This is a genomic window from Neptuniibacter halophilus (assembly GCF_030295765.1).
In the GTDB taxonomy this organism is placed as follows: Bacteria; Pseudomonadota; Gammaproteobacteria; order Pseudomonadales; family Balneatricaceae; genus Neptuniibacter; species Neptuniibacter halophilus.
On record NZ_AP027292.1, the window covers coordinates 1,458,334 to 1,477,353 of the forward strand.

The window sequence follows — 19,020 nt, forward strand, 5'->3', positions numbered from 1 at the left end:
GTGGCGCGTATGTTACCACCGACTCAGAGCTTTGCAACCCCTTTACACAACTTTTTTTCAATTTTTCTCAAAGAATAGCTTTTCTGTACTATTTCTTTGATTTCATTGGATAATTTTCGATCAATTTGATCAATTACCCGTACAGTGTAGGCATTACCCTGTGCCTGACCCAGCCGCACCTCGCTTTCCAGCCCGAGGCTGCGCAACACTTCCTGCCGCTGCTCCGCTTCGCTGCGATCGGCAAACCCGGTCAGCAAATATTCAAATTCCAGTAATTCATCTGTTGCCAGCACGGAGCCCTGGGTTTCGAGGTACTCCACCAGCCTGAGCCGTGCATCCAGCCCTTCTGGTAACAGTATCGCCAGCACAACCTCCTGCACCGGTTCAGCTTCTAACCGCTGCACCACATAACCGCGCTCATGCAGGAACCGGACAACGGCATCTGCCTGCTCAACCCGGGCAAACCCTATAAAGTCGGTACACTCGTAGCGCACATCTCTGACCCTGCGCTGGAGTTGTGCAGGCTCCATCTCTGTAACCAGACGCAAGGTATTCACGCCGTCGTATTGCTTAAGTGCAGGCTTCGACCCCTGCTCCACCTGTAGCGAGAACCACAACAACAGTATGGCATTCGCTAATAAGAGGAACATAAACAGCCAGCGAAACATCAGCCCTGCACTCCGAGCACTAATCCATCCAGCACCAGCTCAGGCACAAATTCTCCACGGCCACACAAATGCTGAAACAGGGCACCATCACCACCGGTCACATACAACCGATCCGTCTCACCTAATTCAGCGACTATTTTTTCTGCCAGCGCCTGAAACGCATAATTAATACCATGCACAACGGCAGCCGACGTATGCTGACCGGGTTCAATCGTAAAAGCCTCCGGGTCCTGATCGACAATAATTTCAGCCGTATTCGCAAGCAATCCGCGCTGCATCAGCCGCAGACCCGGAATAATATAGCCACCCTGATGCCTGCCATCGGCTTCTATATAGTCGACCGTAATCGCACTGCCACAATCCACCACACAACAGCGCCCTCTGGCCTTGCTATAGGCCGCCAGCATCACCAGCCACCTGTCCACTCCCATACGAGCGGGCTCCTGATAGGAGTTGGTAACACCCGCGGCACGCGCCTGCGTTCTGGCAAACACTGGCGCCGGATTAGCGGTTCCGGCAAAGCCATCCACCAGTTGCTGATTTACCGCTTCGCCTGCCACAGAGGCTACCCGAATTATGTTGAAGCAAGCTGACCAGTCATCCGGCCAGCCCTGATTGAGAGACGACGTGAACACGCGCCCCCTGCGCCCATCACTGCGACGCCATTTTACGAAGGTATTACCTGCATCTATATCCAGATTCATACGGATCGCTGAACACTGACCTCACCGCCGTGAAACGCCTCTACGCCGGTCGCAGTCTGTAATAGAATCGCACCACTGCCATCAACACCCTGACAGACCCCTGCTATCTCTTTACCACCCACTTGTAACACGATTGGCTGCCCCTGCATGGCGTGATAGGACTGCCACTCATCTACCAGCCCGGCAAAACCATCCCGCTCGAAGCTGCGCAGGCGCACCACAAGCTCATTCAACACCTCAGCCACCAGCCGGTTACGGCTGACCACTTCACCGCTGATATTTTTCAGATCAATCCATGGCTGATCGATCATGGCGCCCAGTTCATTTGGCATATTCACATTAATACCAACACCGATCACCACCTGACACTCCCCGGAAGCTTCGCCGTTCACTTCCAGCAGAATACCGGCCAGTTTACGCCCCTGACTCAACAGATCGTTCGGCCATTTAAGCTGCACATCTCTGATCGACAGTTTTTCCATGGCTTTCACCAGAGCCAGCCCGACCATCAGGCTTAGCCCCTCAAGCGCAGCCACTCCTTGCTCGAACCTCCACACCAGAGAGAAGTACAGGTTACGCGCAAACGGGCTGACCCAGGGACGCCCACGCCGGCCCCGGCCGGCACTTTGCTGCTCAGCCAGATAGAGCCGACCATGGCAGTTCGCCCCCTGAGTTTCCTGCATCGCCTTCTCATTGGTAGAACCCATACTCAGTTGCAGATCAACATCTGCCAGTTCTGCTTTAACCGATGATTCAAGCCAATCATTAATCTGCGCCAGATCGAGCAACTCAAGACCACCCGGCACACGATAACCACGCCCCTTAACGCTGTATATTTCCAGCCCGTCCTCTTCCAGACGGCGCATATGTTTCCAGATCGCACTTCGGCTGATACCCAATGCTTCACCCAGCTCTCTGCCGGAATGAAACTTGCCATCAGCCAGAATAGACAACAACGAACGGATCGTCATAAAAGCTAGCCTTACTTAAACTCGGTCTAAGACAATAAAACTGTAGTTATAGGGATTCGGCCCTTGCGCCGCAAAATCTTCCCGCCCGATCTCCTGCCACTGTGCCCGGGCAAACTCAGGGAACCAGGCATCCCCTTCTATTTCGGCGTCCACTTCAGTCAGGTACAGGCGGTCAGCCTTCTCCAGCGCCTGAGCATAGATCTGCGCACCGCCGATCACCATGGCTTCATCCGCACCATCGATCAGCGCAACACTTTCAGCCAGCTCCAGTGCAGCCTCAAGGCTCTTCACTACTTTCACACCCTGCGGAGCGTAATCGTCCTGCCGGGTGATCACGATATTCGTGCGGCCCGGCAATGGCCGGCCAATCGAATCATAGGTGTTCCGACCCATGATAATCGGCTTACCCATGGTCACCTGCTTGAAGTAACGCAGATCCTCTGGCAGATGCCATGGCAATTTGTTGTTCACGCCGATCACACGGTTTTTAGCCTGAGCGACTATCATTGCAAGCTTCATCAGCACTCCTCAGATAGATACCGCAGCACGGATAGCCGGGTGCGGATCGTAATCGACAATTTCAAAATCTTCGTATTCGTAATCGAAGATCGACGCTGGCTTGCGCTTGATGACCAGCTTAGCCAGACCACGCGGCTCGCGGGATAACTGCTCCTGAACGATCGCCGGATCGGAAAGATGGTCCTGATACAGATGCAGATCACCAAAACTGTGGACAAAATCCCCCACTTCCAGATCGCACTGCTGGGCCAGCATATGCGTCAGCAGCGAGTAGGATGCGATATTGAACGGCACCCCGAGAAAATAATCCGCACTGCGCTGATACAACTGACAACTGAGCCGGCCGTCTGCCACATAAAACTGGAACAGAGTATGACATGGCGGCAGCGCCGCTTTATTGTTTCGCACATTCTCCTGCGGACTGACGGTTTCATCCGGCAGATCCGCCGGGTTCCAGCCACTGACAATCAAACGTCGCGAATTAGGGTTACGCCTGATCTGCTCTACCAGATCAGAGATCTGATCAATGGTACGTCCATCCGGGCAAGCCCATGAACGCCACTGTTTGCCGTAGATCGGCCCCAGATCACCATCTTCCAGTGCCCATCCATCCCAGATTGAGACACCGCGCTCTTTCAGCCAGTTATTGTTGGTGTTGCCATCCAGAAACCACAACAGCTCATAAATAATAGATTTCAGGTGAAGTTTTTTTGTGGTCAGCAGAGGAAAGCCCTGCTGCAGATCGAACCTCAGCTGACGACCAAAGACAGAACGCGTGCCAGTTCCGGTGCGATCCCCTTTATCGGTGCCGTTGTCTATGATGTCGCGCATCAGATCCAGATACTGTTGCATGTGTAACTCCAGTGATACCGGTCGGCCCGGCCTGTTAAATTCCAGTCAGTGGTGCGCAGATTTTACCGTTTTCCCTGCAGTACCATAAGCCCATAGTATAAGCCCCGCCCCGCCGAGAATCATCGGCAACGACAGTAACTGCCCCATGGTTAGCCAGTCAAAGGCGACAAACTGCAGGTGCGCATCCGGCTCACGAACAAACTCCACCAGCGAGCGAAACAGGCCATATAGCAGCAGAAACAGACCCGACACAGCCATGCGTGGCCTTGGCTTTGAGGAGAACCACCAAAGCAGCGCAAACATAACCACACCCTCCAGCGCAAACTCATACAACTGCGACGGGTGCCGCGGCAACTCTCCCGCCCGCGGGAAAATCACCCCCCACGGCAAGTCCGTAGTACGTCCCCATAATTCACCGCCGATGAAGTTACCGATCCGCCCCGCACCCAGCCCGATCGGAATCAGCGGCGCAACAAAATCGGTCATCTCCATCAGGCTCTTGTTGTGTTTACGACCAAACAGGTACATCACCAGGATCACCCCCAGCAGGCCACCATGGAAGGACATTCCTCCTTCCCACACCGCAAACAACCAGAGCGGGTCATCCAGAAAACGCTGAAAGTTATAAAACAGCACATAACCCATACGGCCACCCAGCACGACACCCATGGCCCCCCAGAAGATCATGTCCGCGATCTGCTCATCACTCCACCCGGAACCGGGCATACGGGCACGCCGGACACCCAGCCACCAGGCTGCAGCAAAACCGATCAGATACATCAGGCCATACCAGTGAATAGCCAGCGGACCGATCGCGACCGCGATCGGATCTATATCATGCACCCACACACTCAGACTCCTAAATCAGATTACTCAACAGAAAACGCAGACCGACCACTAACAAAAACCCGGCAAAGATCCGCTTTAACAGCAAAGGGGGCAGGCTATGCGCCAGCTTCGCCCCGACTTTGGCAAACAGTGTACTGGTGAGCACAATACCCAGTAACGCAGGCAGGTAGATAAACCCGGCACTCCACTCAGGCATCAGCGGATGATCCCACCCCTGCCAGATATTGGTTAATGCCCCCATCAGTGCAATCGGCAGGCCACAGGCTGCTGACGTGGCCACGGCCTGTTGCATCTGAATTCGCCCCCAGCTCAGATAAGGCACGCTGAGGGTACCGCCCCCGATACCGAAAATTGCCGAGAACCAACCAATCACTCCCCCGGCAATCCCATGCCCTGTTGTCGAAATCTCCTGATCACCCGCACCGGGTTTCAGGTTAAACGCCATCTGAATGGAGATCGCAATCGCAAAACAGCCAAGGCTGATCTGTAACCACTCACCGGTCATCTTCCCGGCCGTTACTACGCCCAGAAACGCACCCAACACAATCCCCATACTCAGCGGCCTGAAAATATCCCAACGCACAGCGCCACGTTTATGGTGCGCCATGGTTGAGCTGATCGAGGTCGCAACAATGGTCGCCAGTGAGGTGGCTACCGCTGCATGGGTCAGTACATCGGCAGACATCCCCTGCAACTCAAAGCTGAAAACCAGTACCGGAACAATCAGCAGACCACCACCAATGCCGAACAGACCCGCCACCACGCCGGCCGCCGCTCCCAGCAACAGATAGATCAGAATTGTCAGCAGCATCGATCACCTCCCAAGCGATCTGTCTTTTCCCTGAAAAAGACTTAAAATCCAAAAGAATCACTATCTTACAGAATAAACGGAGCATTACTATGTGCCTGATAAGTTTCGCCTACCAGTGCCATCCGCAGTATTCACTGATTCTGCTGGCCAATCGTGACGAGTTTTATCAGCGCCCGACTCAGCCAATGCACTACTGGGAAGATCTACCCGGGATTCTTGCCGGTCGCGATCTGGAGATGGGCGGCACCTGGCTGGGCGTAAATCGCAACGGTGCCTTCAGCGCTGTGACAAATTTCCGCGATGGTCGCAGGGGTGCGGTCAACCGCCGCTCCCGGGGTGAACTGACCCGCAACTATCTGAGCTCCGGCCTCAGCGCCACCGACTATCTTGACCGGATTGAGGCAGAACAGTTCAGCTACGGTGACTTTAACCTGCTGCTGGGCGACAGTAACGGGCTCTATTATCTGTCGAATCGCTCGAAGCAGTCCTGGCAGCACCTGTCGCCCGGGGTTTATGGCATGAGCAACGCCCTGCTGGATACCCCATGGCCAAAGCTGCAACAGGTCAAGCAGGAACTGCAGGCACAGCTACAGTACCCCGAACCGGCAATGGAACAGTTACTGAACATTATGACCAATCCCCGAACGGCGGCCGATGCGGATCTGCCAGATACAGGCATCAGTCTGGAGTGGGAGCGGATGCTCTCTTCTGCTTTTATTCACGCGGAAAACTACGGTACCCGCGCCATCACCCTGCTGCTACAGAAACCCTGCGGAGAGACCCGGATTGTGGAGCATAATTTTGCCGGGGAAGGCGCCACCGAGCGCTATGAATACAGGCTTCAGATCCCGGCTATCGGCACTACATCGGCAGTTTAGGCTGAGCCGGTAAGGCAATACCGAGCTTCTCAAGGCGTTGATTGATCAGCGCCTGAATCCGGTCGGCATCATCCATTGCCATGACATCCTTGAGCAGCTTGTCAGCATCTGTCTTACTGACCGAACGGATCGCAGATTTCACTTTAGGCAGGTTGGTGGCATTCATCGAGAGCATGTCGTAACCCATTGCCATCAGCAGCAGGGCCCCACCCGGCTCCGATGCCACCTCACCACAGATTGATACGGTGGCATTCTCTTTATGCGTTTCACGGGCAATATACTCCAGCGCTTTCAGCACCGCCGGATGATAACTGACATAGAGCCCCGCCACCCGCGGATTATTACGGTCTACGGCGAGCAGGTATTGCGTCAGGTCGTTGGAACCGACCGAGATAAAGTCGACCCGGCGGGCAAAACGGCGGACCTGATAGACCGCCGCAGGCACTTCCACCATCACCCCGACCAATGGCCGCTCAATGTTGTGCCCCTCTTCCTGCAGTTCTCTTACCGCGCGGTCGATCTGGCGGTTAGCCTCTTCAACCTCACGCACACTGGTTACCATTGGCAACATGATCCGCAGGTTGTCGTAGCCTTCACCGGCCTTGAGCATCGCCCGTACCTGAACCAGAAAGATCTCCGGATGGTCCAGAGTGACACGAATACCACGCCAGCCCAGAAACGGATTCTCCTCCTCAATCGGGAAGTATGGCAACGCCTTATCCCCGCCAATATCCAGCGTTCGCATGGTCACCGGGCGCGGATGAAAAGCCTCAAGCTGCTTACGATAGGTCTGAGCCTGTTCCTGTTCACTGGGGAAGAACTCCCGGATCATAAACGGCACTTCGGTCCGGTATAAGCCGATCCCCTCAGCCCCCCGATCCAGAGAGCGCGCCACATCGGCAATCAACCCGGTATTAACCCACAGCGGGATTCGATAACCGTCAGTTGTCTCGGCCGGCAGCTCTTTCAGCGTTTCCAGCTCTGCCGCCTGCTCCTGTTCACCGCGCACAATATCGCGATAAGCCGAGAGCAGCTCTTCGCCGGGCTGCACGTAGATCCTGCCGGAGTAACCATCCAGAATCAGCTCGCGGCCATCGATCCGGGTCAGAGGCAGATCCACCGCCCCCATGATGGTCGGAATCCCCATGGATCGGGCAAGAATTGCAGCATGGGAGTTACTCGAACCGTGCACAGAGACCAGACCCACCAACTTTTCGCTGGGCACTTCGCCCAGCATGGCCGGGGTCAGCTCATCTGCCACCAGAATGGTTTCATCGGTAAATTCCAGACTCGTCGGAGCCGCTTCCTGAAGATAGGCCAGCACTCGCCGCCCCAGATCTTTGATATCGGTGGCCCGCTCCCGCAGGTAGGGATCATCCATCATCGAAAACTGACGCACATGCTCAGCCACTACCTGCCGCAGTGCACCCTGAGCCCAGTTGCCCTGTTCAATGCGGGCAGTAATTTCACCGGCCAGCGCATTATCGTCCAGCATGCGCAGATAGACATCGAACAGTGCCTGTTCTTCCGTACGGAGACGCTGAGCCAGACTGCGGCCCACCACTTTGATATCCCGTCGCACCAGACGCAACGCTTCTTCAAAACTGGCGATCTCTTTGGGAATGTCTTTCGCTTCTTTATCCGGCACTGAACCGAGATCCGCCGGCGGCGAGATCACCGTGGCATTGCCGATCGCGACCCCTGAGGAACCGGCAACCCCTTCAAAACGCAGATCAATAACCTGTTTCTGCTCACCGACAACGCCCAGTGAACCGGTCGCTTCAGCGTGAGCGATCACCCCTGCCAGCTGGGCAGAAAGCGTAACCAGAAATGCCTCTTCACTCTCATCAAAGCGACGCAGCTCTTTCTGCTGCACGACGAGAACCCCGAGAACATCACGATGGTGGATAATCGGCACCCCCAGAAACGAACTGAAACGTTCCTCACCGGTGGATTCAACATATTTAAAAGAGGGGTGATCGGCGGCATTTTCCAGGTTGATGGGCTCGGCACGTTCTACCACCAGCCCCACCAGACCTTCTGCAGTGGAGAGACGGACGCTACCCACGGCTTCTTTATTCAGACCTTCTGACGCCATCAGCACGTAGCGCTGATCCGCCGGATCAAACAGATAAACCGAGCAGACCTCGGTCGTAATAGAGCGCTGGACGCTACGCACAATCAGGTTCAGCACCGACTCCAGATCCGGAGCGATACTCACCTCCTGTACAATTTTCCTTAATACATCCAGCATCTATTACCCTCCTGTCAGGAGTCAATAATATTGATTCGCGACAGCTTCGGGGACAACTCCCGCATCGCTTTGCGATAAACCTCTCGTTTGAACGATACTACCTGGCCTAAAGGATACCAATAGCTGACCCACCGCCAACCATCAAACTCCGGCGAATCGGTATGATCAATTGTGACCGCGCTGTCTTCACTCAGCATCCGAAGCAGGAACCATTTCTGCTTCTGGCCGACGCATACGGGATGCGAATTGCGCCGGATCATTCGTTTGGGCAATCGATATCTCAACCAGCCGCGGGTAACCGCAACCAGTTCAACATCCGCTGCGCAGAGACCAATCTCCTCTCGCAGCTCACGATACATTGCCTCTTCAGGGGTCTCATCCTCATTGATTCCGCCCTGAGGAAACTGCCAGGCATCCTGGCCGATACGTCTTGCCCAAAGGACCTGACCCAGCGAGTTAGCCAGAATGATACCCACATTCGGCCTAAACCCATCTGAATCAATCACTTCGTATTTCCTAAATATTTTTAAGCTATTGTTCCATCTTATTCCACACGCAGCAAATCCCTTTTTCGCAATTGCATTCCCCCGGCCGGCACCCTATGCTTGCGCTTCGGTTTAATCGGACGGGAGCAACCCTTGAGCTTAGCAATTTTTGATCTGGACAATACCCTGCTGGCAGGCGACAGCGATCATGCCTGGGGAGAGTTTCTCTGCGAGAAAGGGATTGTTGATGTGGAGGAATACCGCCGCGCTAACGATTACTTTTATCAGCAGTATAAAAACGGCGGCCTGGATATTTACGAATTTCTGGACTTTGCCCTGCGCCCTCTGGCAGAGCATTCCCGCGAGGAGCTGGATCAGTTGCATCAACAGTTTATGGCCGAAAAGATCGAAGCGATGATGCTGCCGAAAGCCGCTGAACTGTTGCAGAATCATCGGGACAACGGCGATTACCTGCTGATCATCACTGCCACCAACCACTTTGTCACCGGCCCTATCGCTGAAAAACTGGGCGTGGACGCCATTCTGGCGACCGATCCGGAAGAAAAAGATGGCGAATACACCGGCAAGGTCGCAGGAACGCCCTGTTTCCAGGAGGGCAAAGTGACCCGCCTGAACGCCTGGCTGGAAAGCAGCAACCATTCTCTGGAAGGCAGCTATTTCTACAGCGACTCGCACAACGACCTGCCACTGCTTGAACTGGTCAGTAACCCGGTGGCGGTCAACCCGGATGATATTCTGGCCGCCCACGCCGACAGCCTGCTCTGGCCGGTACTGGATCTGCGCTAGCCCCGACACCCCGGCTTACCCGGGGGTCAGGCCACCTTGCAGTTACGTAGTGACTCGTTCAGCTCTTTCATCAGCATGCTGCGGGTCACAATCCCTACCAGCAATCCCTCTTCTACCACGGCGTATACTTTAGGCCGGTTCAGGCCCATCTGCTGTGCAAGATCAACCACACTCATACCCGGTACAACCGTCAGCGGGTCGGTACGCATGATATCTGCAACTTTCTCGTGACTGTCACAGTGATAACTGTCGGTAACCAGATAGGGCAGACAATCAAACTCTGACAAAAATCCCACCACACGCTTGTTGTTATCCACAACCGGCAGCCCCAGATAGCCCGAATCAAGAATACAACTGACCGCATCCACCAGTGCCATATCCTCTCTCAGCGGTTTATTCACCGGGTACATCACATCTCTGACCTGTAACATTTCGCCACCTCAGGTTTTCTTTTGCGACTGATTATCAGTCTGGCAAAAAACCGGAAAATAACAAAACCTGAAACCGATAAAAGCAAAAAGCAGCGCCGGGGCGCTGCTTTTCAGGTGGTTTGATAACCCTTACTCAGGGGCAAGGGTTCGGCAAACGCTGATGAATCGTATCGATGGCTTGCAACAGCTCATCACTGAGCTTAAGAGAAGCCGAGCCGATATTATCCTGTAACTGCTGCATAGTGCTGGCGCCGATAATATTCGCCGCCACATAGTCCCGGCTGTTCACCCAGGCCAATGCCATAACCGCCGGGTCCAGACCATGCTCCCGGGCCAGATTCACGTAAGCTTCTGTCGCAAGCTGCCCCTGTTCATTCAGGTACCGGGCATAGGTCGGATGGCGAGTGATACGCGCACCCTCCGGACGGGCACCGTTCAGATATTTACCACTCAGCACACCAAACCCTAACGGAGAGTATGGCAGCAGTGACACCTGCTCACGCTGCAGCACTTCCGTCAGCGCGATCTCAGCAGTACGGTTCAGCAGACTAAAAGGGTTCTGAACCGAAACACAGCGCGGCAACTGATGCTGCTCCGCCAACTGCAGAAACTTCATCGTTCCCCAGGCGGTTTCGTTGGAAAGGCCCACGTGGCGAATCAATCCCTCGTCCACCAGCTCCTGAAGCACCTCAAGGGTCTCCAGAATCGGCGTGCCATCTTTTTCCGGCTGATGGGTGTAGTTGAGCTGACCAAAGAAATTTGTCGCCCGATCCGGCCAGTGTAGCTGATACAGATCCACATAGTCCGTCTGCAGGCGACGCAGGCTGTGGGTGATCGCCTCACGGATATTGCGTTTATCGAGGGCCATATTCTCGCGGATATAGCTGACCATCTCCCCGCGACCAGTCACTTTGGTTGCGACAACCACCTTATCCCGGTTGCCCCGTGCGCGCAGCCAGTTACCGATAATCTCCTCATTACGTCCCTGATACTCAGGTGAGGTTGGGATCGGGTACATCTCTGCGCCATCGAGGAAGTTCACGCCCTGCTCCAGCGCATAATCCATTTGCGCAAAAGCCTCTTCCTGACTCAGGTCACTGCCGAAGGTCATCGTTCCGAGACAGATCTGGCTGACCTTGATATCGGTATTACCCAGCCGGTTGTAATCCATACAGCACTCCCATAAACAACGGATTTATGCCGACGGCAGAATCCGGACAAAGAAAGACTTCAGGTAATCGGTTTCCGGAATCGCCGGATGCACCGGATGATCCGCTCCCTGATGTCCCTGATCAAAGATCTGGGCATTGCGATCCAGTTCACGGCTGTTGCTGCGGATAATATCAATCAGACGCTCTGACTGCAGATGCATCGAGCAGGAAGCCGAGACCAGAATGCCATCTTTTTTCAGCAACCGCATCGCGAAGTTATTCATCCGCGAGTATGCACGCTCACCGTTACGGATATCCTTTTTCTTCTGGATAAACGCCGGCGGATCCAGCACCACTACATCGAACTTTTCTTTATCTGCAATCAGGTTTTTACAGATATCGAAGGCATCACCGTGGAAACCTTCAAAACGGTCAGCCGCATTGTTGATACGCGCATTTTCCGCCGCCACTTCCAGCGCAAAATGTGATGCATCCACACAGATCGCCTGCTCTGCACCAGCGGCAAGTGCCTGCGCACCCCAGCCACCCACATAACTGAACAGATCCAGCACCCGTTTACCCTGCACATGCTGCTGCATGCGGGCCCGGTTATTGCGGTGATCATAGAACCAACCGGTTTTCTGGCCTTTTTCCAGAGGGGCCAACAACGGTACCGAATTTTCCATCAGCGGGCAGAGTTCAGGAATATCTCCCTGCACCACCTCGGTGTAGGTTTCCAGCCCTTCCATGTCACGCATTTTGCCGTCATTACGCAACAGAATCGCCTTAGGTTTGAACACCTTGTTCAGCGCTTCCAGAATTTCATCCAGCACCGCTTCCATGCCCGCCGTGGAGATCTGCACCACAAAGACGTCATAAAAACGGTCGATTACCAGACCCGGCAAGGCATCACTGTCGCCAAACACCAGACGGTAACAATCATCGCTGAAGCAGCTTTCACGCAGTGACAGCGCAACCTTCAGCCGATGACTGATCAGCGAACGATCCAGACGGTATTTCAGATCACGGCTGATGATACGACCGCAGATCAAAGTATTGGGGTTTACGTAAGCAATCCCCAGCGGCTTACCTTTATCCGTCTCTACAACCACCTGCTGACCCGGTTCGAAACTCTTCAACGGGGTGGCGCGGTTGTCCACTTCGTTACTGTAGATCCAGAGGTGTCCGCCACGCAGACGGCGTTCAGCTCCGCTATTCAGTTTAAGTGTTGGCAGTGACATGTTTTTCCTGTTTTTACAGACAACTGTCCCGGCATATAGCCGGGACAAGAAATAATTCAGACCGGGAACGGGCCCCGGTTAAGACTTAAGCTTCGGATTCGCAAAGGTCGTTGTACGCTTCAGCATCCAACAGCTCATTCAGCTCATCGCTGTCGCTCAGCTTAAGTTTGAAGAACCAGCCATCACCGTAAGGATCGGAGTTAACCAGTTCAGGTGAGTCTTCCAGCTCTTCGTTGATGGCAACAACCTCACCGCTCAGCGGGGCATATACATCAGAAGCCGCCTTAACGGACTCAACCACACCAGACTCATCGCCTGTGGCTACTTCGGAGCCGACTTCCGGCAGCTCAACAAAAACCACATCACCCAACAAGTCCTGAGCGTGATCAGTGACGCCGATGGTAACGGTACCGTCCCCTTCCACACGAATCCACTCATGACTCGCAACGTATTTCAGTTCAGATGGGATGTTACTCATGTTTTTTTCCTACCCTATGGGTCCTGTTTGAATCTCAATCTTAGTCGAAAACTTTGGCACCGTTGCGCACAAATGACGGTCGGATTACCCGAACCGGTACCTGCTTGCCACGAATATCCACCTCGGCGCTGTCTGCTGTTGCAGCCGGCACCCGGGCCATGGCAATCGCACAGCCCAGTGTGGGTGAAAATGTACCGCTGGTGATTTCACCTTCACCTACACCTTCAACAATAACTTTCTGATGTGCGCGCAGCACACCACGTGACTCCATGACCAGCCCCACCAGCTTTTCGCTGACTCCGGCTTCACGCTGCTTCTGCAACGCTTCACGGCCAATAAAGTTACGGTTTTCCGGCTCCCACGCGATGGTCCAGCCCATGTTGGCCGCCAACGGTGAAACCTTCTCATCCATATCTGCGCCGTACAGATTCATCCCCGCTTCCAGGCGCAGCGTATCACGCGCACCCAGCCCACAAGGGCTGACACCGGCATCAGCCAGTTTTTGCCAGAAATCCGCCGCATCTTCTTCAGGCAGCATGATCTCCAGACCATCTTCACCAGTATAGCCAGTTCTGGCGATAAACCAGCCTTCTGACTCCAGCCCCTGAAACACACTCAGTTGCTCAATCAGATTAGCCCGCGACGGACTAACCGCCTGTTTCGCAAGGCTGATTGCCTGCGGCCCCTGAATCGCAATCATGGCCAGATCCGGTTGTTCAGTCAGCGCCACATCATCAAAACTGGCGGTGCTGTCCGACATCCAGCGCAGATCTTTTTCACGGGTGGCGCAGTTTACCACAATTCGGAACCATTCACCGGAGACGCCCGGCTCGGTCATCAGATAAACGATCAGGTCATCAATCACCCCACCGTCTTCATTCAGCATGCCGCTGTACAGTGCCTTACCTTTCTCCTGCAGCTTGGCAACATCATTGGCCAGCAGGTAACGCAGATACTCTTTGGCATCGGTACCGGTCACGTCTACAACCGTCATATGAGAGACATCAAACATCCCGGCAGCCTGACGCACACGGTGGTGCTCGTCGACCTGAGAACCGTAGTGAATCGGCATATCCCAGCCGCCAAAATCAACCAGTTTGGCACCCATCTCCTGGTGCTTGTCGTACAGTGCGGTTTTGTTACCCATAGTTCTAACTCTTATTCAGGGGTCAGGAGGTGGCGGCTGCAGCGTTACGGTGATTATGGCAACAGGGCCGATGGACAGAGCGCCGCCCTCATCCTAGATTGATCCGGACAAACGGGAAAAACGGCCCGAAAAACAAAAAAGGGAAGACAATTTATAGGGATTTTCGCCACAGTTCAATCTTTGAACGATAAACCGGCCTGCAACTATGGTCGCGAGGCCGGGCCCTCTGTTATTTACGTAGCGGACGCCGTGCAAGCGGCGGCAGATTTTCACGCAGCCCCATCGCCTCCATAACGATGTGATTTTTCACCGGAGCTATCCTGTCCAGCAGGTTCATCCCCATATTTCGCGCCAGAATAGCCAGCGGCTGCTCACTGTTAAAGAGTCGCTTGAACCCCTCCATCGCCGCCGCCATCTGCATATTTTCACCCTGACGCTGGCGCTGAAACCGATGCAGTACCGCAGCAGCACCGAGGGCTTCACCCCGGGCTTTCGCGGTCAGTAACTCTTCAGCCAGTTGCGCTGCGTCGAGCAAACCGAGATTCACCCCCTGCCCCGCCAACGGATGGATGGTATGCGCTGCGTCACCGATCACCGCCAGTGACGGTTCCACATAGTGCTGCGCATGGCGCTGCCGTAACGGGAACAGCGCCCGTTTATCCACCCATTGCACCGCACCCAGACGGGATTCAAAGGCCTGCTCAAGCGCAAGAGCAAAAGCCTCGTCAGCCAACTCCATCAACTCACGGGCGTGTTCCGGCGAGGTGGACCAGACAATCGAGCAGTAATTTTCTCCCTGTTCGCCAGACAGCGGTAACAGAGCAAGGGGGCCGTCATCGGTAAAACGCTGCCAGGCCGTTCGCTGATGCGAACGCTCAGTTCTGATTGTGGTGATGATCGCATGATGACCGTAGTCCCACTCCCACATAGGGATCGCCGCCATACGCCGGGTTTGAGATAAGGCACCATCTGCAGCAACGACCAGTGACGCTTCAACCTGCCGGCCATCATTCAGTTGCAGGGTACGGCCATCTGCATCTGCCGCTGACAATGAAGCCACTTCCACACCACTGAGCAAACGAATATTCGGATGCTGTTGAGAGGCCTGCAGCAAGCCAGCTAACATGACCCGGTTTTCGACAATATGTCCTAACGCAGGTTCATGCAGTTCACGGGCGGAAAAATGAATCTGGCCCGTGCCCTGACCATCCCAGACACTCATCTCCAGATAGGGGCTCAAACGATACGCCTGCATCTGCTCCCAGGCCCCGACCGAGGTCAGTATCTGCTGTGATGCACAGGTCAGCGCACTGACCCGGGGATCATAGCCCTGTGCCTGCTGCCCGGGTAACTGTTCCAGATAGTCATCAATAGCCAGCGGGCGCTGCTCCAGCAGCAGGATATCCAGCCCGGAAGGCGCGAGCGCATTGGCCAGTGTCAGCCCTACCATACCGGCACCGATGATCACTACATCGGCATGGATCGGTTGCGTCATGGTTGTTCCTTTTTTATTTCAGTTCCGGAGCGGGCGTGTCCAGCCCCATGGCACTCCGGGCAAACAGGGTTCTCGCCGGCGGACAGATATCCAGCAGTTGCAGGCCGGCGTTTCGTCCCAGTGCCAGCAGAGGACTGGGATTAGAAAACAGTTTCATAGTCCGGTCGCTGAAACCGATGGTCCGCTGCTGATCGCTTCGCTGCTGCTCATAAAAAGACTGCAACAACGCCAGATCTCCCAGATGGGTACCCGATTTGCGTGCCTGAATCAGTTTTTCCGCCAGTGCGGTGACTCCGCGCAGTGCCAGGTTGTAGCCCTGTCCGGCAATCGGATGCAACGCATGCGCCGCATTACCCAGCACCACCAGCCCCTGACGTACCTGCTCCTCAGCAACGACCAACTGCAGAGGATAGGAGAAGCGCTCCCCGACTTTGATAAAGTTACCGGCGCGATAGCCAAAGCGATCCTGCAGGCGGGCAAGAAATGCCGCATCGTCCAGCGCCATGACCTCATCCACCTGATCATTCGGCAGCGTCCAGACCAGACCGCAGCGGTACTCACCCTGTTGAGTTTCCAGCGGCAACAGTGCCATTGGCCCGGCATCGGTGAAGCGTTCATAGGCTACCGCCTGATGCGCCCGGTCCGGGCTGACATTGGCAACAATCGCATGCTGCTCATAAGTGGTACGGCTGTAGTTTATCCCCATCCGTTCACGCAGTTCCGAGCGACCGCCGTCGGCCATCACCACCAGTTGGCAGTGCAACTGCCGGGACTCACCTGCCTGATTCACCTCCACCGCCATCTGGTCAGCCGCGTATTCAACAGCGGTGACCTCAGCCGGGCAGATAAAATCTACCGCGGCGGCATCATCCTGCTTTAACCGGTCAAGCAGCACTCTTCCCAGCCAGTGATTTTCAACCACGTAACCCAGCGCCGGTACTTTTTCCTGCGCAGCATTCAGCCGGGTCACGCCAAAGTGCCCCCGATCCGAAACATGGATCTGCTCAATCGCGGTCAGGTGCTCACTCAACTGCGGCCAGATTCCCATGCTTTCATAGAGGCTGCGGCTGCCGTAGGCCAACGCTGTAGCCCGGGCATCATAGCTCGGCTGGTAGGTTAACTCACCCTGCGGCAGCGGCTGAGCTTCGATCACGGCGATACTCAGACCCAACGCCTGACTGGCGGGCAACAGGGCGCAGGCCAGACTGGCCCCGACCATGCCGCCACCAATCACCACGATGTCGTAGTTCTGTTTCATGCTGAGGCCATTAACGCTTCGATCTCTTCGATCTCTTTAGGGACTTTTGCGGTGAGGATTTCACAACCCTCCGCGGTGATAAGTACATCATCTTCTATACGAATACCGATACCCCGCCAGCGCGGCTCAACCTCTTCATTGTCCGCCGCAATATAGATACCCGGCTCAACCGTCATGACCATGCCCGGCTGCAGCGGACGCCACTCCTGATCAACCTTGTAGTCACCCACATCATGCACATCCATGCCCAGCCAGTGGCCGATCCGGTGCATGTAGAAGTTGCGATAAGTGCCACTTTCGATCACCTCTTCCACCGATCCGCCAAGCAGACCTAACTCGATCAGTCCGGCGCTGATCAGCTCAATCGACTTCTGATGAATCGCATCCCAGAGTACACCCGGACGGATCATCTCTATGCAGGCTTTCTGCACATCCAGCACCAACTGATAAACCGCGCGCTGCTCATCACTATAGCGCCCGTTGACCGGGAAAGTACGGGTAATATCCCCGGCATAATGTTCAAGCTCGCAACCCGCGTCGATCAGGACCAGATCTCCATCCAGCAGCACATCGCTGTTCTCTATGTAGTGCAGGACACAGGCATTAGCGCCGCCACCCACAATACTGGAGTAAGCAGGGAAGCGGGCACCGTTCATCGCAAAGTGATGCAGTATCTCCGCTTCCAGTTGATATTCCATCACGCCGGGCCGGCAAAGCTGCATCGCCTTTATATGGCCTTCGGCGGAGATCTCACCGGCACGACGCATCAGCGCCTGCTCCGGCTCTGATTTGATCAGGCGCATCTCATTCAGCAGATGATCCAGCATCACCAGTTCCGATGGCGCAACGGCCCCCTGACGCACCTTGTCCCGAATCAGGTTCAGCCACTCACGTACCTGCTGATCAAGCTGATCGTCGCGACCAATCGAGTAGTAAATCCGCGCCATACCATCGAGTAATCCCGGCAGCACCGCATCGATTTCATCAATGCTGTGGGCCTCATCCATAGCGAAATCACGGATCGCACCCTCAGGGCCGGCACGATAGCCGTTCCAGATCTCCATCAGTTTGTCCCGGTCACGGCAGAACAGGATAGATTCACCCTCCTCCCGACCGGGGATCAGCAACAGGACCGCATCCGGCTCATTGAAACCCGTCAGGTAGAAGAAGCTGCTGTCCTGACGGAACGGGTACTCTACATCCTGATTACGCTGCTTCATCTGGGCAGACGGGATAATGGCGACACTGTCCGGCAACATCTGTTGTAACAGCGCCCGGCGACGCGCACTGAACTGCGACTGATCAATCTTCATTAATGCAACCTTTTGCTTTCCGGCTCGGCTTTGGCAAACGCTTTTTCTTTCTCTTCCAGCGCTTTATTACATTCGGTAAACAGCATCAGTACAGCCATACGCACATACTCCTGCACCTCCATCAGATCGGACTCGTTTTCGTCCAGCTCCTCAAGATCAGCAGAGATCTGCGCTATCTGCCCCAGATCATTCAGCGTTTCCTTAGCCTCAGTGGAGAGGGAAGCATCGGTGTGCTTACCATAGAGTCCGAAACCGCTGAGGAAACTCTGGCACCATCGCCCGAGTGACTCGGCCCGCACCGAAATCTCATTTTCGTCATCCGGCAACAGCAGCTCAAACTCCAGATCCATGCTCTCCAGAGCATCACAGGTAGCCGTATACAGATTCAGCAGAGTCGCCTTGCTGCTCTCATGGGTCAGCGCATTTGTATCCATAAGCTCACAGGCAGTCTGTAGCAAAATAGCCGGTTGCAGACGCGCACCGGCAGCCAGATGGCCCGCAATCAGACCGTGCAGTTCAGCAGGTGAAACCACGCGCACACCCTCTTCTACAAAGAGGTTCGCGATCAACTCAAAATCCGGCAGATCGGCGGGAATATTTGATAAAGACATGAAGGGATCCATCGATAATAACTTATTGTTAATCCTAGCATGCTTTGCTGCATCATTGACCCATAGGCAGGGGCTGATTATAGTCCTGCTGAGAACC

20 protein-coding genes are annotated in these 19,020 nt (G+C 54.9%); 2 read left to right on the forward strand and 18 right to left on the reverse strand.

The features are described from left to right. Nucleotides 1-23: 23 nt before the first annotated feature. From QUD59_RS06780 to QUD59_RS06810, 7 genes are read right to left on the reverse strand one after another with little or no spacing between them, the layout of a single operon-like run. Complete coding sequence (locus tag QUD59_RS06780; RefSeq protein WP_286240396.1) at nucleotides 24-668, reverse strand: hypothetical protein; 645 nt, start codon at nucleotides 666-668, stop codon at nucleotides 24-26. After that, complete coding sequence (locus QUD59_RS06785; protein WP_286240397.1) at nucleotides 668-1,372, reverse strand: type III pantothenate kinase; 705 nt, start codon at nucleotides 1,370-1,372, stop codon at nucleotides 668-670. The genes QUD59_RS06780 and QUD59_RS06785 overlap by 1 nt, the downstream gene beginning before the upstream one ends. Beyond that, the gene (birA, locus tag QUD59_RS06790) at nucleotides 1,369-2,343 is read right to left on the reverse strand and encodes a bifunctional biotin--[acetyl-CoA-carboxylase] ligase/biotin operon repressor BirA (protein ID WP_286240398.1); all 975 of its coding nucleotides are present in this window, start codon (nucleotides 2,341-2,343) and stop codon (nucleotides 1,369-1,371) included. Before birA ends, QUD59_RS06785 begins: the two co-directional genes overlap by 4 nt. Before the next feature lie 15 nt (nucleotides 2,344-2,358). Continuing rightward, entirely contained in the window at nucleotides 2,359-2,862 is a 504-nt protein-coding gene (gene folA, locus QUD59_RS06795) for a type 3 dihydrofolate reductase (protein ID WP_286240399.1), read from the reverse strand. A 9-nt stretch (nucleotides 2,863-2,871) separates the two neighbouring features. Beyond that, nucleotides 2,872-3,714, reverse strand: a complete 843-nt coding sequence (locus QUD59_RS06800; RefSeq protein WP_286240400.1) for a thymidylate synthase — start codon at nucleotides 3,712-3,714, stop codon at nucleotides 2,872-2,874. A gap of 45 nt (nucleotides 3,715-3,759) precedes the next feature. Beyond that, a complete protein-coding gene (lgt, locus tag QUD59_RS06805; protein WP_286240401.1) occupies nucleotides 3,760-4,563 on the reverse strand; it encodes a prolipoprotein diacylglyceryl transferase in 804 nt (267 codons plus the stop codon). Nucleotides 4,564-4,573: 10 nt separating this feature from the next. Further along, nucleotides 4,574-5,374 carry a sulfite exporter TauE/SafE family protein gene (locus QUD59_RS06810; RefSeq protein ID WP_286240402.1) on the reverse strand — a complete coding sequence of 267 codons (801 nt, stop codon included), beginning with the start codon at nucleotides 5,372-5,374 and terminating at the stop codon, nucleotides 4,574-4,576. Between the two features lie 89 nt (nucleotides 5,375-5,463). Between QUD59_RS06810 and QUD59_RS06815 the strand changes: the two genes are divergently transcribed. After that, on the forward strand, nucleotides 5,464-6,252 hold the full coding sequence (locus tag QUD59_RS06815) for an NRDE family protein (protein WP_286240403.1): 789 nt from the start codon (nucleotides 5,464-5,466) through the stop codon (nucleotides 6,250-6,252). Here QUD59_RS06815 and ptsP read toward each other — a convergent pair. Further along, nucleotides 6,236-8,506 carry a phosphoenolpyruvate--protein phosphotransferase gene (gene ptsP / locus QUD59_RS06820; RefSeq protein WP_286240404.1) on the reverse strand — a complete coding sequence of 757 codons (2,271 nt, stop codon included), beginning with the start codon at nucleotides 8,504-8,506 and terminating at the stop codon, nucleotides 6,236-6,238. The genes QUD59_RS06815 and ptsP overlap by 17 nt on opposite strands. Before the next feature lie 14 nt (nucleotides 8,507-8,520). Next, entirely contained in the window at nucleotides 8,521-9,012 is a 492-nt protein-coding gene (locus tag QUD59_RS06825) for an RNA pyrophosphohydrolase (RefSeq protein ID WP_286240405.1), read from the reverse strand. Between the two features lie 132 nt (nucleotides 9,013-9,144). On the opposite strand from QUD59_RS06825, the gene QUD59_RS06830 reads away from it, so the two are divergent. Further along, the gene (locus tag QUD59_RS06830; RefSeq protein ID WP_286240406.1) at nucleotides 9,145-9,798 is read left to right on the forward strand and encodes a histidinol-phosphatase; all 654 of its coding nucleotides are present in this window, start codon (nucleotides 9,145-9,147) and stop codon (nucleotides 9,796-9,798) included. Nucleotides 9,799-9,824: 26 nt separating this feature from the next. Here QUD59_RS06830 and QUD59_RS06835 read toward each other — a convergent pair whose 3' ends face one another. From QUD59_RS06835 to QUD59_RS06875, 9 genes are all read right to left on the reverse strand, one after another. Continuing rightward, nucleotides 9,825-10,229: a CBS domain-containing protein gene (locus tag QUD59_RS06835; protein WP_286240407.1), complete on the reverse strand. Its 405-nt coding sequence runs from the start codon at nucleotides 10,227-10,229 to the stop codon at nucleotides 9,825-9,827. Between the two features lie 133 nt (nucleotides 10,230-10,362). After that, entirely contained in the window at nucleotides 10,363-11,400 is a 1,038-nt protein-coding gene (locus QUD59_RS06840) for an NADP(H)-dependent aldo-keto reductase (RefSeq protein ID WP_286240409.1), read from the reverse strand. A gap of 24 nt (nucleotides 11,401-11,424) precedes the next feature. Next, a complete protein-coding gene (locus QUD59_RS06845; RefSeq protein ID WP_286240410.1) occupies nucleotides 11,425-12,621 on the reverse strand; it encodes a class I SAM-dependent rRNA methyltransferase in 1,197 nt (398 codons plus the stop codon). A gap of 85 nt (nucleotides 12,622-12,706) precedes the next feature. Further along, entirely contained in the window at nucleotides 12,707-13,099 is a 393-nt protein-coding gene (gene gcvH / locus QUD59_RS06850) for a glycine cleavage system protein GcvH (protein ID WP_286240411.1), read from the reverse strand. Between the two features lie 40 nt (nucleotides 13,100-13,139). Next, nucleotides 13,140-14,246 carry a glycine cleavage system aminomethyltransferase GcvT gene (gcvT, locus tag QUD59_RS06855; RefSeq protein ID WP_286240412.1) on the reverse strand — a complete coding sequence of 369 codons (1,107 nt, stop codon included), beginning with the start codon at nucleotides 14,244-14,246 and terminating at the stop codon, nucleotides 13,140-13,142. Nucleotides 14,247-14,475: 229 nt separating this feature from the next. Next, nucleotides 14,476-15,741: an FAD-dependent monooxygenase gene (locus QUD59_RS06860; RefSeq protein ID WP_286240413.1), complete on the reverse strand. Its 1,266-nt coding sequence runs from the start codon at nucleotides 15,739-15,741 to the stop codon at nucleotides 14,476-14,478. A gap of 13 nt (nucleotides 15,742-15,754) precedes the next feature. Next, the gene (gene ubiH, locus QUD59_RS06865; RefSeq protein ID WP_286240414.1) at nucleotides 15,755-16,999 is read right to left on the reverse strand and encodes a 2-octaprenyl-6-methoxyphenyl hydroxylase; all 1,245 of its coding nucleotides are present in this window, start codon (nucleotides 16,997-16,999) and stop codon (nucleotides 15,755-15,757) included. Beyond that, nucleotides 16,996-18,312, reverse strand: a complete 1,317-nt coding sequence (gene pepP, locus QUD59_RS06870; RefSeq protein WP_286240415.1) for a Xaa-Pro aminopeptidase — start codon at nucleotides 18,310-18,312, stop codon at nucleotides 16,996-16,998. The genes ubiH and pepP overlap by 4 nt, the downstream gene beginning before the upstream one ends. Then, nucleotides 18,312-18,923, reverse strand: coding sequence for a UPF0149 family protein (locus tag QUD59_RS06875; protein ID WP_286240416.1), 612 nt, complete (start codon nucleotides 18,921-18,923; stop codon nucleotides 18,312-18,314). Before QUD59_RS06875 ends, pepP begins: the two co-directional genes overlap by 1 nt. Nucleotides 18,924-19,020 lie beyond the last annotated feature (97 nt).

What these genes read in the sequence shown, in the direction of transcription:
- QUD59_RS06780 (WP_286240396.1), bottom strand. Translation starts at nt 668, where the DNA reads ATGTTTCGCTGGCTGTTTATGTTCCTCTTATTAGCGAATGCCATACTG.
- QUD59_RS06785 (WP_286240397.1), bottom strand. Translation starts at nt 1,372, where the DNA reads ATGAATCTGGATATAGATGCAGGTAATACCTTCGTAAAATGGCGTCGC.
- birA (WP_286240398.1), bottom strand. Translation starts at nt 2,343, where the DNA reads ATGACGATCCGTTCGTTGTTGTCTATTCTGGCTGATGGCAAGTTTCAT.
- folA (WP_286240399.1), bottom strand. Translation starts at nt 2,862, where the DNA reads ATGAAGCTTGCAATGATAGTCGCTCAGGCTAAAAACCGTGTGATCGGC.
- QUD59_RS06800 (WP_286240400.1), bottom strand. Translation starts at nt 3,714, where the DNA reads ATGCAACAGTATCTGGATCTGATGCGCGACATCATAGACAACGGCACC.
- QUD59_RS06810 (WP_286240402.1), bottom strand. Translation starts at nt 5,374, where the DNA reads ATGCTGCTGACAATTCTGATCTATCTGTTGCTGGGAGCGGCGGCCGGC.
- QUD59_RS06815 (WP_286240403.1), top strand. Translation starts at nt 5,464, where the DNA reads ATGTGCCTGATAAGTTTCGCCTACCAGTGCCATCCGCAGTATTCACTG.
- ptsP (WP_286240404.1), bottom strand. Translation starts at nt 8,506, where the DNA reads ATGCTGGATGTATTAAGGAAAATTGTACAGGAGGTGAGTATCGCTCCG.
- QUD59_RS06835 (WP_286240407.1), bottom strand. Translation starts at nt 10,229, where the DNA reads ATGTTACAGGTCAGAGATGTGATGTACCCGGTGAATAAACCGCTGAGA.
- QUD59_RS06840 (WP_286240409.1), bottom strand. Translation starts at nt 11,400, where the DNA reads ATGGATTACAACCGGCTGGGTAATACCGATATCAAGGTCAGCCAGATC.
- QUD59_RS06845 (WP_286240410.1), bottom strand. Translation starts at nt 12,621, where the DNA reads ATGTCACTGCCAACACTTAAACTGAATAGCGGAGCTGAACGCCGTCTG.
- gcvH (WP_286240411.1), bottom strand. Translation starts at nt 13,099, where the DNA reads ATGAGTAACATCCCATCTGAACTGAAATACGTTGCGAGTCATGAGTGG.
- gcvT (WP_286240412.1), bottom strand. Translation starts at nt 14,246, where the DNA reads ATGGGTAACAAAACCGCACTGTACGACAAGCACCAGGAGATGGGTGCC.
- QUD59_RS06860 (WP_286240413.1), bottom strand. Translation starts at nt 15,741, where the DNA reads ATGACGCAACCGATCCATGCCGATGTAGTGATCATCGGTGCCGGTATG.
- ubiH (WP_286240414.1), bottom strand. Translation starts at nt 16,999, where the DNA reads ATGAAACAGAACTACGACATCGTGGTGATTGGTGGCGGCATGGTCGGG.
- pepP (WP_286240415.1), bottom strand. Translation starts at nt 18,312, where the DNA reads ATGAAGATTGATCAGTCGCAGTTCAGTGCGCGTCGCCGGGCGCTGTTA.
- QUD59_RS06875 (WP_286240416.1), bottom strand. Translation starts at nt 18,923, where the DNA reads ATGTCTTTATCAAATATTCCCGCCGATCTGCCGGATTTTGAGTTGATC.